The 14,458-nt window shown below is 53.5% G+C and carries 13 protein-coding genes; 7 read left to right on the forward strand and 6 right to left on the reverse strand.

Translation table 11 applies throughout. From position 1 onward, the window contains the following. Positions 1-21 precede the first annotated feature (21 nt). Positions 22-1,671, reverse strand: a complete 1,650-nt coding sequence (locus MT962_RS06820; RefSeq protein WP_024555601.1) for an alpha,alpha-trehalase — start codon at positions 1,669-1,671, stop codon at positions 22-24. Positions 1,672-2,129: 458 nt separating this feature from the next. Between MT962_RS06820 and MT962_RS06825 the strand changes: the two genes are divergently transcribed. The 3 genes from MT962_RS06825 to MT962_RS06835 all read left to right on the forward strand — a co-directional run bounded on the left by MT962_RS06825 (position 2,130) and on the right by MT962_RS06835 (position 4,121). Next, a complete protein-coding gene (locus tag MT962_RS06825) occupies positions 2,130-3,215 on the forward strand; it encodes an NADH:flavin oxidoreductase/NADH oxidase (RefSeq protein WP_024555602.1) in 1,086 nt (361 codons plus the stop codon). Between the two features lie 71 nt (positions 3,216-3,286). Beyond that, positions 3,287-3,715, forward strand: coding sequence for an OsmC family protein (locus MT962_RS06830; RefSeq protein ID WP_024555603.1), 429 nt, complete (start codon positions 3,287-3,289; stop codon positions 3,713-3,715). A gap of 127 nt (positions 3,716-3,842) precedes the next feature. Continuing rightward, entirely contained in the window at positions 3,843-4,121 is a 279-nt protein-coding gene (locus tag MT962_RS06835) for a VF530 family protein (RefSeq protein WP_024560227.1), read from the forward strand. A gap of 46 nt (positions 4,122-4,167) precedes the next feature. Here MT962_RS06835 and MT962_RS06840 read toward each other — a convergent pair whose 3' ends face one another. After that, positions 4,168-5,865 carry an NAD-dependent malic enzyme gene (locus MT962_RS06840; protein WP_024555605.1) on the reverse strand — a complete coding sequence of 566 codons (1,698 nt, stop codon included), beginning with the start codon at positions 5,863-5,865 and terminating at the stop codon, positions 4,168-4,170. Between the two features lie 184 nt (positions 5,866-6,049). Between MT962_RS06840 and MT962_RS06845 the strand changes: the two genes are divergently transcribed. Further along, complete coding sequence (locus tag MT962_RS06845) at positions 6,050-6,589, forward strand: DUF924 family protein (RefSeq protein WP_247365238.1); 540 nt, start codon at positions 6,050-6,052, stop codon at positions 6,587-6,589. Here MT962_RS06845 and MT962_RS06850 read toward each other — a convergent pair whose 3' ends face one another. After that, positions 6,590-7,462, reverse strand: a complete 873-nt coding sequence (locus MT962_RS06850) for a DMT family transporter (RefSeq protein ID WP_024560221.1) — start codon at positions 7,460-7,462, stop codon at positions 6,590-6,592. 88 nt (positions 7,463-7,550) lie between these two features. On the opposite strand from MT962_RS06850, the gene MT962_RS06855 reads away from it, so the two are divergent. After that, the gene (locus MT962_RS06855; RefSeq protein ID WP_247365241.1) at positions 7,551-8,885 is read left to right on the forward strand and encodes a PLP-dependent aminotransferase family protein; all 1,335 of its coding nucleotides are present in this window, start codon (positions 7,551-7,553) and stop codon (positions 8,883-8,885) included. Positions 8,886-8,920: 35 nt separating this feature from the next. On the opposite strand, the gene MT962_RS06860 is transcribed toward MT962_RS06855, so the two are convergent. After that, positions 8,921-9,679, reverse strand: a complete 759-nt coding sequence (locus MT962_RS06860) for an SDR family oxidoreductase (protein ID WP_024555609.1) — start codon at positions 9,677-9,679, stop codon at positions 8,921-8,923. Between the two features lie 145 nt (positions 9,680-9,824). On the opposite strand from MT962_RS06860, the gene MT962_RS06865 reads away from it, so the two are divergent. Continuing rightward, on the forward strand, positions 9,825-10,406 hold the full coding sequence (locus MT962_RS06865; protein WP_024555610.1) for a TetR/AcrR family transcriptional regulator: 582 nt from the start codon (positions 9,825-9,827) through the stop codon (positions 10,404-10,406). Positions 10,407-10,498: 92 nt separating this feature from the next. After that, entirely contained in the window at positions 10,499-11,203 is a 705-nt protein-coding gene (locus tag MT962_RS06870) for a DsbA family protein (RefSeq protein ID WP_247365242.1), read from the forward strand. 351 nt (positions 11,204-11,554) lie between these two features. Here the strand turns inward: MT962_RS06870 and MT962_RS06875 are convergent, their stop codons facing one another. Together MT962_RS06875 and MT962_RS06880 are read right to left on the reverse strand one after the other, a co-directional pair. Beyond that, positions 11,555-13,093, reverse strand: a complete 1,539-nt coding sequence (locus MT962_RS06875) for an EAL domain-containing protein (RefSeq protein ID WP_247365245.1) — start codon at positions 13,091-13,093, stop codon at positions 11,555-11,557. Positions 13,094-13,239: 146 nt separating this feature from the next. Beyond that, entirely contained in the window at positions 13,240-14,151 is a 912-nt protein-coding gene (locus MT962_RS06880; protein ID WP_160170547.1) for a GGDEF domain-containing protein, read from the reverse strand. Positions 14,152-14,458: the final 307 nt, after the last annotated feature.

The following is a 14,458-nucleotide window of genomic DNA, read 5'->3' on the forward strand; positions in this document are numbered from 1 at the left end:
CCTTTATATGTTATCGCTTAATTATGGCTCGCCATAAAGACTGATTAACCGGCGCGTGACGCCGTTGGTCCAGCCGAAACCGTCCTGCAGCGGATACTCGCCGCCGCCGCCCGGCTTGGGCGCATAGTCTGCGATGTGGTATTTCTCGATAAGCTTGTTCTCTTCCATGTAAACGCGCTTCACAGTGCGCATCCAGTTATGGGCGATGATATCGGCCAGTGCATCTTCGCCATAGGTTTTCAGCCCCTGAATGGCCATCCACTGCAAGGGCGCCCAGCCGTTGGGTTTATCCCACTGCTGTTCGCTCTCAACATCGGTCGCCAGAATGCCGCCCGGGGTGAGCAGCCGTTCACGAACGTTCACGGCGATTTTCTGCGCCTGTTCATGCGTCGCCATGCCGACATACAGTGGCACCACGCAAGCGGCGGAGAAAGAGGCCAGGCATTCCCGACGCCAGTCGTAATCGCGGAACGTGCCGGAGGTTTCGTCCCACAGGTAGCGGTTCATCGCTGCGCGACGGGCGAAGGCTTTTTCCCGGAACTGCGCCGCGAGCGCCGCATCTTTTTTCAGCCCGGCGATGTTTGAAATCGCCGTCTCGAGCTTATAGAGAAACGCGTTAAGATCCACCGGGATAAACTGCGTCGTGCGGATGCTCGCCAGGCGGTCCGCGTCACGCAACCAGCGGGTAGAGTAGTCCCAGCCGGAAGCCGCGCCGGCGCGCAGGTCGCGATAAACCTCGCTTGCCGGTCGGCCCGAAAGCTTGGCAGTCTCCACATCCTCATACCAGGATTCATCACGCGGCGTGTCGCGGTCATCCCAGTAGCGGTTAAGCAGCGCGCCATCGGGCATTCTCACCGCATGACGGTAAGCCTGGTTCATATCCAGACTCTCGGCGCCATCCATCCAGAAGGCGTATTCCATCAGCAGGTGATCAAGGTAACGGCGTGCGCCGCGAACGCCGTCTTCTTCAAACAGCTCCACCATCAACGCAAAGACAGGTGGCTGCGAGCGGCTCAGATAATAGGTGCGGTTGCCGTTAGGGATATGACCGTAGTTTTCTATCATCCACGCGAAGTTATCCGCCATGCAGCGCAGCAGATCGTTGCGGCCGCTTTCGGCCAGCCCCAGCATGGTGTAATAAGAGTCCCAATAATAGGTCTCGCGAAATCGTCCCCCCGGAACAATATACGCCTGCGGCAACGGCAGCAGTGAAGAGAACTCAATATGTTCCTGCGGCTCGCGGGTCAGCACGGGCCAGAGGCTGTCGATATGCTCTTTGAGGCTACGGTTCGGGTCAGCGACATATTCTTTGCTGTAATCCTTCGGCAAATAGAAGTGATCGTGCACGAAGGCTTTTAAATCGAATCCCGGGTAGCGTTTAGCCCGGCGATAGTTAAGCAGGATCGCCAGCGGCGTCATTTTCGGCGCGCAGTCAGGAAAGGTTTTGCTGTCCGGAAAAATTCGCGCCGACTGGACATGTTCGAAAAGCTCCAGGTAGCGATCGGCCGGGGTCAGCGCATCGGAAGCAGGCATGCCCTCGATTGTTTCGGGCAGCGGTTCCGCTTCGACCATCTCATCCAGCTTGAGCTCACATGGATCGAGCTCATACCGAACTTCTTCGTCGTAAGCTTCTGATTCCGGTACTGTGAGTCGAGATGTCTGATTAAGCATACTAATAAAAACCTCCAGAGTAGCTTTTGGTTAAAGCGTTACTCTTAAGTCTAGCAAAATGGGTTCGTCGGGCCGGGAAGCGGCAAGAATTCAGGGCGCTAAAGCCGAAAGTACTGGTGCGTCATAAACAAAAAAGGGCCGTAATTCAGTGCATTCCGCCACTTTTGCTCTGCGTGGGGAAATAATCTGATAATCGACCCTGGCTCACCCGGCCGCTCGCTCGGGCGTTTCAAGTAAGGTGATAATTGTAACGCCGTTGCCTGGTGGAAAATCAAGCAACTTTTTCTACAAACACTTATAAATTCGTAAAAGTAGTTCGATGACCGGAAACATAAAGTTACGGGAAAACAAGCGTCAGGGGCGTTAGCAGCAGAAATCGCAAACAGAAACAGGCAGTTCCTTTCTATACTTGGCAACAGATTTCACCGCATTGGGGATATCACGCTTAGGAGGTAAAAATGAGTCACCTGTTTTCCGAAGGCCGCCTCGGTGAGCTGACATTAACTAACCGCATTATTATCGCGCCGATGTGCCAGTATTCCGCAACAAACGGCGCGCCATCAGACTGGCATAGCGTTCACCTGGGCACACTGGCGCAGTCTGGCGCGGGGCTGCTGATTGTTGAAGCGACCTCCGTCACACCGGAAGGGCGTATCTCCCCCGGGGATTTGGGGATCTGGAACGACGAACTCGGCGATGCCCTGCAAAAAGAAGTGGAAAAAATTCGCCACTGGTCGCCCATCAAGCTCGGCATTCAGTTAGGCCATGCTGGCCGCAAGGCGTCAGTCAGCGCCCCCTGGCAGGGCGGCAAATCGCTTTCCGACAGCGAAGGCGGCTGGGAAACTATCGCGCCCTCTGCGCTGGCCTTCGGTCAGGACAGAACGCCGAAAGCGATGACCGCGCAAGATATCGTCCACATCAGGCAGGCGTTTGTCGACGGCGCGCGGCGCGCGCAAAAAGCGGGGTTTGATCTTATCGAACTGCACGCCGCGCACGGCTATTTGCTGCACCAGTTCCTTTCGCCACTCGCCAACCAGCGCACCGATGAATATGGCGGCAGCCTCGAAAACCGCCTGCGCCTGGTGCTTGAGATTTTCGATGACGTAAAAAATGCGGTCTCGTTGCCGGTGGGCGTGCGCATCTCCGCTACCGACTGGGCGGAAGGGGGCTGGGATATTGAAGGCTCAATTCAGCTGGCAAAAGCGCTGGAATCGCGCGGCTGCGCCTATATCCACGTCTCCACTGGCGGCCTGACGCCTGCGCAGAAGATCCCGGTCAGCCCGAACTACCAGGTGCCTTTCGCGCAGCAGATCCAGCATCAGGTGTCTATTCCGACGATCGCCGTGGGGCTTATTACCGAGCCGGAACAGGCGGAGGCGATTATCGCTACCGGCCAGGCGGAGTTTATCGCGCTGGCGCGCGGCATTCTCTTTAACCCTCGCTGGCCGTGGCACGCAGCGGCGAAGCTTGGCAGCAAGATTGCAGTGGCGCCGCAATACCAGCGCAGCGAGCCGCATCACCTTCGCGGACTATTCTCAGTCTGAGCCGTTCGTCAGTAAGGGGCTGAATTCTTTTCTATACTGAACACTTTGCAGTTAACAGAGAGGAGAAAACGATGACCATTCATAAGAAAGGCCAGGCGCACTGGGAAGGCGATATCAAACGCGGCAAAGGCACCGTTTCTACCGAGAGCGGCGCGCTTAAGCAGCAGCCTTATGGCTTTAATACCCGCTTTGAAGGCGCGCCGGGCACCAACCCGGAAGAGCTTATCGGCGCGGCGCACGCCGCCTGCTTCTCCATGGCGCTGTCGCTGATGCTGGGTGAAGAGGGTTATACCCCTGAAAGCATCGATACCACTGCCGATGTTTCGCTGGATAAAGTCGAAGGCGGGTTCGCCATTACGAAAATCGCCCTGAACAGCACGGTAAAACTGCCGGGCATCGAAGAGGCGGCTTTCGACAAAATTATCCAGAAAGCGAAAGCGGGCTGCCCGGTTTCCCAGGTGCTGAAAGCGGAAATCACGCTCGATTACCAGCTCAACTGAGTATTTCCGCAGCGCAAAAGGCTCGTCGCAAGACGGGCCTTTTCTTTTTCCTGCGCAAACAGGCGACGTAAAGCCAAAAAACGCTTATGGTGTGGGCAAAATTTTCAGGCTGAGGGATGACCTTCACATGCATGCATCTAAAGACCCGCTACATGGCGTAACGCTGGAAGCGTTGGTTACCGCGTTAGTTAACCGCTATGGCTGGGAGGAGCTGGCCCGGCGCATCAACATCAACTGTTTTAAAACCGACCCGAGCGTGAAATCGAGCCTGAAGTTTTTACGACGCACGCCCTGGGCGCGAAAAGAGGTGGAAGCGCTCTACCTTGATTCGTTAAACGAGCAGGACGACGCGCCGCCCGCTGAAAGCCCCTGGAGCAACTGGCGAAGCAAGAAGGGCGACCAATAACGAAAAAAGCCTCGGGGTTAACCGCGAGGCTTTTTGTTTGCCGCTGTCAGATTGAGGTGCGGCGGTAGTTGCGGTACTCCGGCAGCCAGAAGTTATCTTCAATGGCCTGCTCGAGCGCCTCGGCGGAAACCTCTACCGCCACGCCCTGCGCCTGCGCCATTTTGCCGACGGCAAAAGCGATAGCACGAGAGACATTCTGAATTTCCGACAGCGGCGGCAGCACCAGCCCGTAACCGGTATTCACCAGCGGTGAATGCTGCGCCAGGGTCTCGCTCGCCGCCATCAGCATTTCGTCCGTAATGCGCGACGCGCCGGACGCAATCACCCCAAGACCAATGCCCGGGAAGATGTAAGCGTTGTTGCACTGCGCTATAGGGAAGGTTTTGTCTTTCCAGACCACTGGCGGGAACGGGCTGCCGGTTGCCACCAGCGCATTGCCATCGGTCCAGTGAATAATATCGTGCGGCGTCGCTTCCACGCGGGATGTCGGGTTGGAGAGCGGCATAACGATTGGGCGAGGGCAGTGTTTATGCATCTCGCGGATGATCTCTTCAGTAAAGAGTCCCGTCTGGCCGGATACGCCGATAAGAATGTCAGGCTTGACGTTACGCACTACATCCAGCAGGGAGATCGCGTCGCTGTCCGTCTGCCAGCCCTGCAGGTTTTCGCGCTTTTGCACAAGCTTAGTCTGGAACGGCAGCAGGTTCGGCATGTTGTCGGTCAACAGGCCGAAACGGTCGACCATAAAGACTTTCTGGCGCGCCTGCTCCTCGGTGAGCCCTTCACGCTGAGTCTGCGCGACTATCTGCTCGGCAATGCCGCAGCCGGCGGAGCCAGCGCCCAAAAAGACGATTTTCTGTTCGCTGAGCTGGCTGCCCGCCGCACGGCTCGCGGCAATCAGCGTGCCAACGGTTACCGCCGCCGTGCCCTGGATATCGTCATTAAAGGAGCAAATTTCATTGCGGTAGCGCTGGAGCAGCGGGGTCGCGTTCTTCTGCGCGAAGTCCTCAAACTGCAGCAGCACGTTCGGCCAGCGATGTTTCACCGCCTGAATAAACTCATCCACAAAAGCGTAATACTCTTCATCGGTAATGCGCGGATGACGCCAGCCCATATAGAGCGGGTCGTTCAGCAGTTGCTGGTTATTGGTGCCGACATCCAGCACCACCGGCAGCGTGTAAGCCGGGCTGATGCCGCCGCAGGCGGTGTAAAGCGAAAGCTTGCCGATAGGAATGCCCATGCCGCCGATGCCCTGATCGCCAAGGCCCAGAATGCGCTCGCCGTCAGTAACCACAATCACTTTGATATTGTGGTTCGGCACGTTTTGCAGGATGTCGTCCATATACTGGCGATTAGGCCAGGAGATAAAGACGCCGCGCGCGCGGCGGTAGATTTCAGAGAAGCGTTCGCAGGCGAGGCCGACGGTGGGGGTATAAATAACCGGCATCATCTCGTCGAGATGGTTTTCCACCAGCCGGTAGAAGAGGGTTTCGTTGGTGTCCTGAATGTTGCGCAGGTAAATGTGCTTATCAATATCGGTTTTAAATTCCTGATATTGTCGCCAGGCGCGCTCAGCCTGTTCATCGATGGTTTCCACCACTTCAGGCAGCAAACCGATCAGGTTAAAGTTAGCGCGCTCTTCCATACTAAAGGCGCTGCCCTTGTTCAGGCGGGGAAACTCCAGCAGTACCGGACCGGCATAGGGAATATAAAGGGAGCGATTTTTTTTCTGCTTCATGTCCATTTGGCTTACTCAGTTATATTTTTTTACTGCGCTGACACCGCCTGCACGCAACTGTCCGGGCTGTGACCGCACGCGAAACACCACGTCTGCCTATGGTATTGCACAACGCCACGGCAATCGACATAAAATCGATACATATAAGTAATGAGTTCTCTTTAATCCATTGAAAACAGGTGAGGAAAGAATGGAATACGACACGGTGCTTGCGTTCTGGTTTGAAAATACGCCCTCATCGCAGTGGTTTAAACAAGACGCCGCGCTTGATAAGCAGATCCGCGAAACCTTTTACGACACCTGGCAGGCGGCCTGTCGCGGCGAGCTTTACCCCTGGCGGGAGAGCAGCAGAGGACGGCTTGCTGAGATAATCGTGCTCGATCAGTTTTCCCGCAACCTGCACCGTGAAAGCGCCGCGGCTTATGCGCAGGACAGCATGGCGCTGGTTCTGTCACAGGAGATCCTCCGCCAGCCAGACTGGCGCGCCCTGAACGTCACGGAAAAAGCCTTCAGCCTGATACCGTGGACGCATTCAGAATCGTCGCGTATTCACGAGCAGGCGTTAAAACTGTTTGAAACGCTCAATGAGCCCGCTTTTAGCAATTCGGAACGCAAGCATAAAGCCATCATCGACCGGTTTGGCCGTTACCCGCATCGCAACGAGGCGCTTGGCCGGGAGAGTACCGAAGCGGAACTGGCTTTCTTACGCGACGGCAAAGGACGATTTTAATCAACGAGCGAACCGCCGGGAACCCGCCACGCAAAGAAGGATAGCGAGCGTAACGGCGAGCATCGTAAAGCTTACGGGTTCTCCGAGCAGCGTGGCGGAAATGGCCAGGCCCAAAAAGGGTTGTAACAGCTGCAACTGGCCTACGCTTGCAATGCCGCCCTGCGCCAGACCTCTGTACCAGAAGATAAAGCCAATCAGCATGCTGAACAACGCAACGTAGCCCAGGGCGCACCATGCGGACGTACTGATATGGCTAAAACTCACCGGGCGCGTAACAAAAGTCAGCGTTAGCATGAGCGGTAACGCGAGGATCAGCGCCCAGCTGATGGTTTGCCAGCCGCCAAGCGTGCGCGTAAGACGGGCGCCTTCGGCATACCCCAGTCCGCAGACAAGCACCGCCGCCAGCATATAAAGCCCCCCGACGGATGAAACATCGATTCCCTGTGAAAGCGCGTATCCTGCAACCAGCAGGCTGCCAGCGAGAGAGAAGATCCAGAACAGCGGACGCGGTTTTTCGTTCGCGCGAAGCACGCCGAACAGCGCGGTGGCTAAGGGCAAGAGGCCGAGGAAAATAATCGACTGCGCCGAGGTCATATGACGAAGGGCGAGGGCGGTCAGCAGCGGAAAGCCAATCACCACGCCAGACGAGACCAACCCCAGCGCGAGCAGGTGGGATTTATGCGGTCTGGCGCTCTTCATCAAGCCAATGAGCATCAGCGCCAGCATACCCGCTATTGAAGCGCGCGCGACGGTAAGAAAAAGCGGATCGAAATCCATCACTGCCACACGGGTGGCCGGCAGCGAGCCGCTAAAAATCAGAACGCCAAGAAAACCATTTACCCAGCCGTTAACCGCATTGTTTGATCCCTGCATGAACCGTACCTCTTATAAATGAGCGTTGACGGGCAAAACCTTACGGCGCACATTTATGACAATCAAATTATTGTCATAGATACATAGTATGAAAGCGCGTTATAAAACCCTGGTGGATGAGTTCGCCCAGGCGATCCGGACCGGCAAGCAGGCTGCGGGCAGCCGTTTGCCCACGCACCGACAGTTATCTGCGCAGCGCGGTATTTCTCTTGCCACGGCAACGCGGGTTTATGCTGAACTGGAGGCGATGGGGCTGGTCAGCGGCGAAACAGGGCGGGGCACCTTTGTGCGGGAGCAGACGCTGCCGCCGGGACTCGGCGTTGATCAACTCGCCGTCGCCTCCGATGTGCTTGATCTCAACTTTAACTATCCTGCGCTGCCCGAACAGGCCGATCTGCTGAGAGAGGGGCTGAAACAGCTCGCGATTTCAGGGGAGATAGACGCGCTGCTGCGCTATCAGCCACACGCGGGCAGAGCGCATGAGCGCGAGGCCTTCGCCCATTATCTTGCCGGCAAAGGCGTCGAGTGCGGCGGCGAGGAGGTGATTATTGTCAGCGGCGCGCAGCATGGCCTTGCCGTGACGTTGATGGCCCTGTTGCAGCCTGGCGATGTGGTGGCGGTGGATGCGCTGACTTATCCTGGCTTTAAGATCCTCGCGCAGCAGCTTCACCTGGAGCTGTTGGCTATCCCTGCGGCTTCTGGCGCGATGGATCTGGATGCGCTGGAAAAATATTGTCAGTCCCGCCGGGTTAAAGCGGTCTATACCATGCCGACGCTGCATAATCCGATGGGCTGGGTAATGGACAAGACGCGGCGTGTCCGGCTTGCCGCTTTAGCGGAACGCTACGGGTTAGCGCTGATTGAAGACGCGGCCTATGCATGGCTTGAGGCTGCACCGCCGAAACCGCTCAGATACTATGCCCCCGAGCATACGGTTTATGTTTCCGGCTTTTCGAAAAACGTGGCTACGGGGTTACGCGTCGGCATGGTCGTGGCGCCGGAAAAGCAACGCGCAAGGATAGAAAGAGCCATTCGGGCGACGACATGGAACACGCCTGCCGTGCTGACCTCGCTGGTTTGCGGCTGGCTGCGCGACGGCACGGTTTTGCGCCTCGAAGCGTTAAAAAGAGAGGATGCGCATAAGCGCCAGCGGCTGGCAAGGGAGGTGTTCGGCAAAATGGCCTGGCAGGCGCATCCGAATGCGTATTTTGGCTGGATAACCTTGCAAGAAGAGATTCGCGCGGAGCGTGTAGTGAGCGAGCTGCTGAAAAAGCGTATTTCCGTTTCCACTGCTGAACCGTTTTGTACTTCGCCTTTTGTTCCTCATGCCATTCGTCTGGCGCTTGGCTCCGTCAGCATGGCGAACCTGGAAACGGGGCTGAAAACGGTGAGGGCGACAATCGAGCATTTCACGGATTTATAACCTCAGCCGGAACGCTGTCCGGCCAAGGAGGGGAGTTAAATGCTCAGGCCGCCGGCGATATCAATCACGCCGCCAGTAATATAGCCGCCCTGTGGGCCTGCCAGGAACGACGCCATCGCCGCGACTTCCTCAAGCGTGGCGATGCGGCGGATAGTGTGAAGGTCCATCAGCGCATCTGGAACTGATTCGCCTAATGCTTCACGAGACATATCCGTCGGCATCACGCCTGGCTGGATAACGTTTACCGTAATATTTTTCCCGCCAAGATCGCGCGCCACGCCTTTTGCATAGCCGACGATCGCCGCTTTAGTGCCAGCATAATCAGCGGCGCCCGCAAACGGCACATGGCCGCCCAGTAGCGAGCCGATGAAAATAATCCGGCCTTCCCGGGATAAAACTTGCGCCGCGGCGCGGGTCACGGCGACGGGCCCCATGACGTTGGTCTGCCACTGACGGTCAAGGTTGACCGTATCAAGTTCAGGGTCGTCCACCGTTTTGCCCTGAACCGCAATGGCGGCGTTATTCACCAGAATATCGAGCTTGCCGAAGTGAGAAATAACGTCATTAATGAGCGGCTTAGCGGCGGTCATATCCGCCTGGTCGCTTTGAATCGCGATGGCCCGTACGCCTTTAGCCTGCAGTTTTTCCACCACGGCCTGGGCTTTTGCGCCAGAAGCCACATACGTAATCGCCACATCCGCGCCCTGGTCTGCGAACTGCTCAGCAATAACAGCGCCAAGCCCGCGAGAACCGCCTGTAACGAGCGCCACTTTACCTGCTAACGATTTCTGCATAACCACAGTCTCTCTGTTAATAAGTTACCCCATCCGGGGAGAGTGAGAATTTCATAATGACCATTATCGTAATGAACGTTATGGAATTAGACTTACGTCGTCAAGCGATTTAATATCGATCGTTATGAAATAATGAGGTCAGGTGATGGGACGTAATCGCGAGTTTGATGTAGAAAAGGCGCTGAACGCCGCGCTGGGCGTGTTCTGGAGTAAGGGTTATGAAGGGACGTCATACTCTGATTTAACCAAAGCGACCGGTGTGGAGCGGCCTGCGCTGTATTCCGCTTTCGGCAACAAAGAGGCGCTGTTCCTGCGCGCGCTTGATCATTATTACACGCATTATCTGGATTTCTTTCCCGCCGCGCTGGCGCAGCCAACCGCGAAAGCGGTCGCGGCCTCGGTTCTGCGCGCCGCGGCAGATTTGCATACCCGCTATCCGGAGCATACCGGCTGTCTTGGGATCAACGGGGCGCTGGCCTGTTCGGATGACGCGCAGCCGATACAAAAAGCGTTGATTGCCGCGCGTGAGGATGGCGAAACGCAGCTGCGTGAGCGATTCGAACGCGCGAAAGCGGAAGGCGATTTGCCGCAGACGGTCGACTGCGCCGCCCTGGCCGCGTTTATCTGCGCCGTGCTGCACGGCATGGCCATTCAGGCAAAAGCGGGATTCGGACGCGATAAGCTCGAAGCGATAATTAATCAGACATTAGCGGGTTGGCCATCGTAAATTCAGCATGATTAAATGCAGCCTCGCACGCAGCGGATGCGAATGAAATCACGTCATGAATAACATAGCCATTGTATGGATGAGGGTCTGTAATGATCTGCGATAACGAAACTGGCCAATGCCTGATAACGCCTGGTGCTGATACCAAAGGTGCGCTGCCTGAGCGCGAGAAAAATAGCCTGGTCACCGTGCATTATGTAGGAGACCCGATGTGCTCATGGTGCTGGGGAATAGCCAATTCGGTAAGATCGCTGGCGCAGCTATGTCAGCAACGCGGCTTTCAGTTTGTATTAACGAACGGCGGGCTTCGGGCGGGGGGCGGAGATAAATGGAATGCGGCTTTCCGCAATTTCCTTCGCCACGAATGGCAGCAGATTAATCTTGTGACCGGACAACCGTTCAGCTATTCGCTGCTGGAGCTTGAGTTTTTTAATTATGACACCGAGCCTGCTTGCCGGGCGGTGGTTAGCGCATCGTTAATCCGCCCGGAATCAAAGCTTCATTTTTTCCACGAAACGCAAAAGAAGTTTTACACCGAGTCCGCAGACCCGAAATTACCAGGCTTTTATCAGAGCATTTGTGAAGAGAGCGGCATCGACTTTGCCGATTTCAAAAAGGTCTTTGAATCCAGGGCTGCGTTGCTGGAAACCTACAACGAGTTCAGGCAGGCCAGGGCGTACGGCGTAAATGCGTTCCCGAGCATCCTGGTGGAGAAGTCCGGGGTCATGCAAAAGGTCATAACTGGTTACAGCAGCGAAGAAGAAATCCTCAGACGGGTTTTAGAGTCAGAAGCATGAATAAAGTAAGGCGTATCAGTTATCCGGGAATGGCGCCAGTTTACGCGAAGGCAACCTTTGTGCGCATAATGTATATTATGTTAAATTGGATTCAGAGTCTCATGCTTCTATCGTCGTATGCTGCTGCGCCCCGTCTATCCCTGTATGCCGCCTTTACTTTTTCGAGCTGACATGGCCTGGCGTTTAAGGACTGGACTCTGAGTTTATCAACCGACCCGGCCATGCGTGCTCCTGCCCTGCTGTATCAGTGATGAGTAAACGGCAGCTTTTACCCGCGGTTCGAAAGAACCATCGTGCCGCTTCTGTAAGTGCCGCCGTTAACGCCCTGGCTCTCTCCAGCACCGACGTCGGTCAATCGTGCGATGCCGCATTCAATTTCTGACAAAGCTCATCAATGTTCATGGACTTGTAAAAAAACCATCCCTGAGCATAAGCGTTCTCGTTATGGCCTTTCAGATAATTGAGTTCAACAATATCTTCCACGCCTTCAAAGACAATTTGCGCGCCAATGCCGATGACCAGGCCCGAAATGCATGTCAGGATGTTGCGCTTGTACTCCTCCTGCAAGCCTTTCACATAAAACTTATCAATTTTAATCTCGTCAAAATCAATCTCGGTTAACCAGATAAGGTTGGCTGTCCCTGTTCCGAAATCATCTATCGATACGCAAAACCCTTTCGCTCTGGCGCGCCGCGAAAAATCCGCAATAACGTCATGCGGTAATGTGCTTCGTTCCGTAATTTCAATTTTGATCTGCGACGGCTTGATCCGGTATTGAATACACTGCTCATACAGATAATTTATGTAATTACAATGCTCTATCTCGTAGCCACCGATATTGATAGAGACGGTAAAGCTACTGTTACGTGTGAGATAATGCGACAATTCTTCAGTGAGCCGCTTAATAACAAACTCAGAAATTTGTCCGTATACCCCTATTTTTTCCGCCACATCGATAAAAAGCTCCGGTGAGACTTTGCCGTACAGCTTATCCTGCCAGCGGATGAGCGTTTCAACGCCGACGATTTTCTCATCGTTCATCCTGACGACAGGTTGATACTCCAGATAGAGTTGTTCGTCCTGGACAGCTTTCTTTAAACGATATTCGAAGCTTTTTCTGGAGTTGAGGTAGAAATAAGCAAACCACGATAAAAATACGCCAAGTAAGAGACAAATCAAAACGACAAGCGCCTGATGAAGCGGATCCAGTGATAAGAACCCTACCATCCCATTACGGGTTAATACGCAGAGATCGAAGGTTTTGCTGCAAATTTTTGCATGCACCGCATTATTAACAGCGAAACCTGCGCCGCCATGATGCGTTCCGGGCAAGATTAAAAAATCATGCCGTCCTTTATGAGTTGAGATAACCACATCAAATTGTGGATACATCTCTTTTATTTTCTTAAAGGCAAACGGAGAGGTAAAAGCAATGGCGGTTTTATAGATTGTGGCATCTACATGGATTTTTTTATTATGAAAATTGTTGTCTGAACCGTCAAAGATATAGCCGTCAGAAGTCGAATACTCCTCTTTCACATAGCCTCTGCTTTTGTCAAAAAGCCCCCATCCCGCCGTGCAAATAACCTTACCTTTATGCGTAATGCCAACATCAATGACGTCCTGATAATCGAGGAGGATCTCTCTTAACCTGTTGATGTTGCTATCATTACAGTTATTGATGTTAGCTTCTACCACCCTGTTGAGCGATTCATGAATCTGAGTAGATACAGATTCTGAATGTCTGAGGATCTGTTTTGTGTAAGCAATCTGCTCTCTGGCCTGGAATTTTATTATGGTATAGTTAGCAATCAAAACCAGAATGGTTGTAGCAACTAACATTCTAAATAGCGTAGGCGTATTTAGTTTAAACTTATTATGTAAGTTCATTCTTAAACCACTCATAAAGGATGGGTACGCTAATCGGTAATCTTCAACGATTGATTTCTACTTTCCTGCAAATTGATGACTTTCCCTCTGACGCGCCTGTGCTGCCGTTGCTGGCAGCACAGGTCTGGTACGTATTTTCAATGAGGTCAGTTTGCGGCGCTAAAACCATTTTTGCCCGCTTGTTTTACCTTATATAAACTTGCATCGGCGCGTTGGATGGTATTCTCAACAGAAACTTCATACTTCGCCAGCCCCACCGAGAAAGTCGGCAACGCGATCCGCTGATCATTTTTAGCGACAATCGAGTGCCGTGAAATATAACGGAGCCGCTCCACCAGCGTTCTGGCATCGTTAAACTCAATGCAATAAAGCAGGACGATAAACTCATCGCCACCAAATCGAATAATGATATCCGTCTCCCGTAAAGACTTGCGCAACTGCTCGGTAAACGAGATAAGAATCGCGTCGCCTACCAGGTGACCATGGGTATCATTTATCTGCTTAAAATCGTCCAAATCCAGCATGACCAGATAGTCAGGCTCATATTCCATGACCGTCCGCTCCAGGTACCGACGGTTATAAACTCCGGTGAGCGAATCGATATAGAGCTTTTTGCGTTCGCGCACCAGCCGGATATAGACCACGGTGCGCCAGACTGCGAAGGTCACCGGTAAAAGCAGCAAAAACACCAGGTTGATGCCATGCAACGCTTGTAGGCTTTCCTCTATCTCATGCACTTTAACTTCATTGACGTGTTTGGCTTTAAATATTCGTGCATATTCATCCTGCATATGACGGCAGGAGATCTGGCGACGAACGTGCGGCTGCGTTGGGCCCATTTGCCGATCTTCAGTGCGCTTACTCGCCTCTTCCGCACAGAGCAGAAGCATGCTGCTGGATATTTCTCTTTCGAGCTCCCGATGTTGCAAGATAGAGGTTCTCAGGAGATCTTTGATTCTTGCATACTCGGTGGCGTTCAAATAAAAAACGCACAGTAAAGAAAGCGATGAAATAATTAGCAAAATATAAGGAATAAAAATCTCTTTTTGTGGTCTCATATAATTTACATCAGTCATGCACAATTATAAGCAGACAAAAGCTGCCCTGACACTGTCACAGGAGCGAATCAATGAATGAAACATTTAAACGGCTTTTTAGTCGTGCGACTTATTGCCTCCTTTTAACTGTTTCGCCTGTGTATTTTTTGAACCATTTTTGAAGAAGGCCAATTGTAAAGGCTGGATCCTGTTTTGCCAATAAAACCCATAATATATTTTTAATTGGTAACTCATTGAATTGTTTAGGGAAATATGAATTTATTAAAGCAGATATCTTGCATTAGTGCTAACTGAACAGAGATATCCG

The sequence above is a fragment of the Franconibacter sp. IITDAS19 genome (assembly GCF_023079515.1).
GTDB classification, from domain to species: domain Bacteria; phylum Pseudomonadota; class Gammaproteobacteria; order Enterobacterales; family Enterobacteriaceae; genus Franconibacter; species Franconibacter pulveris.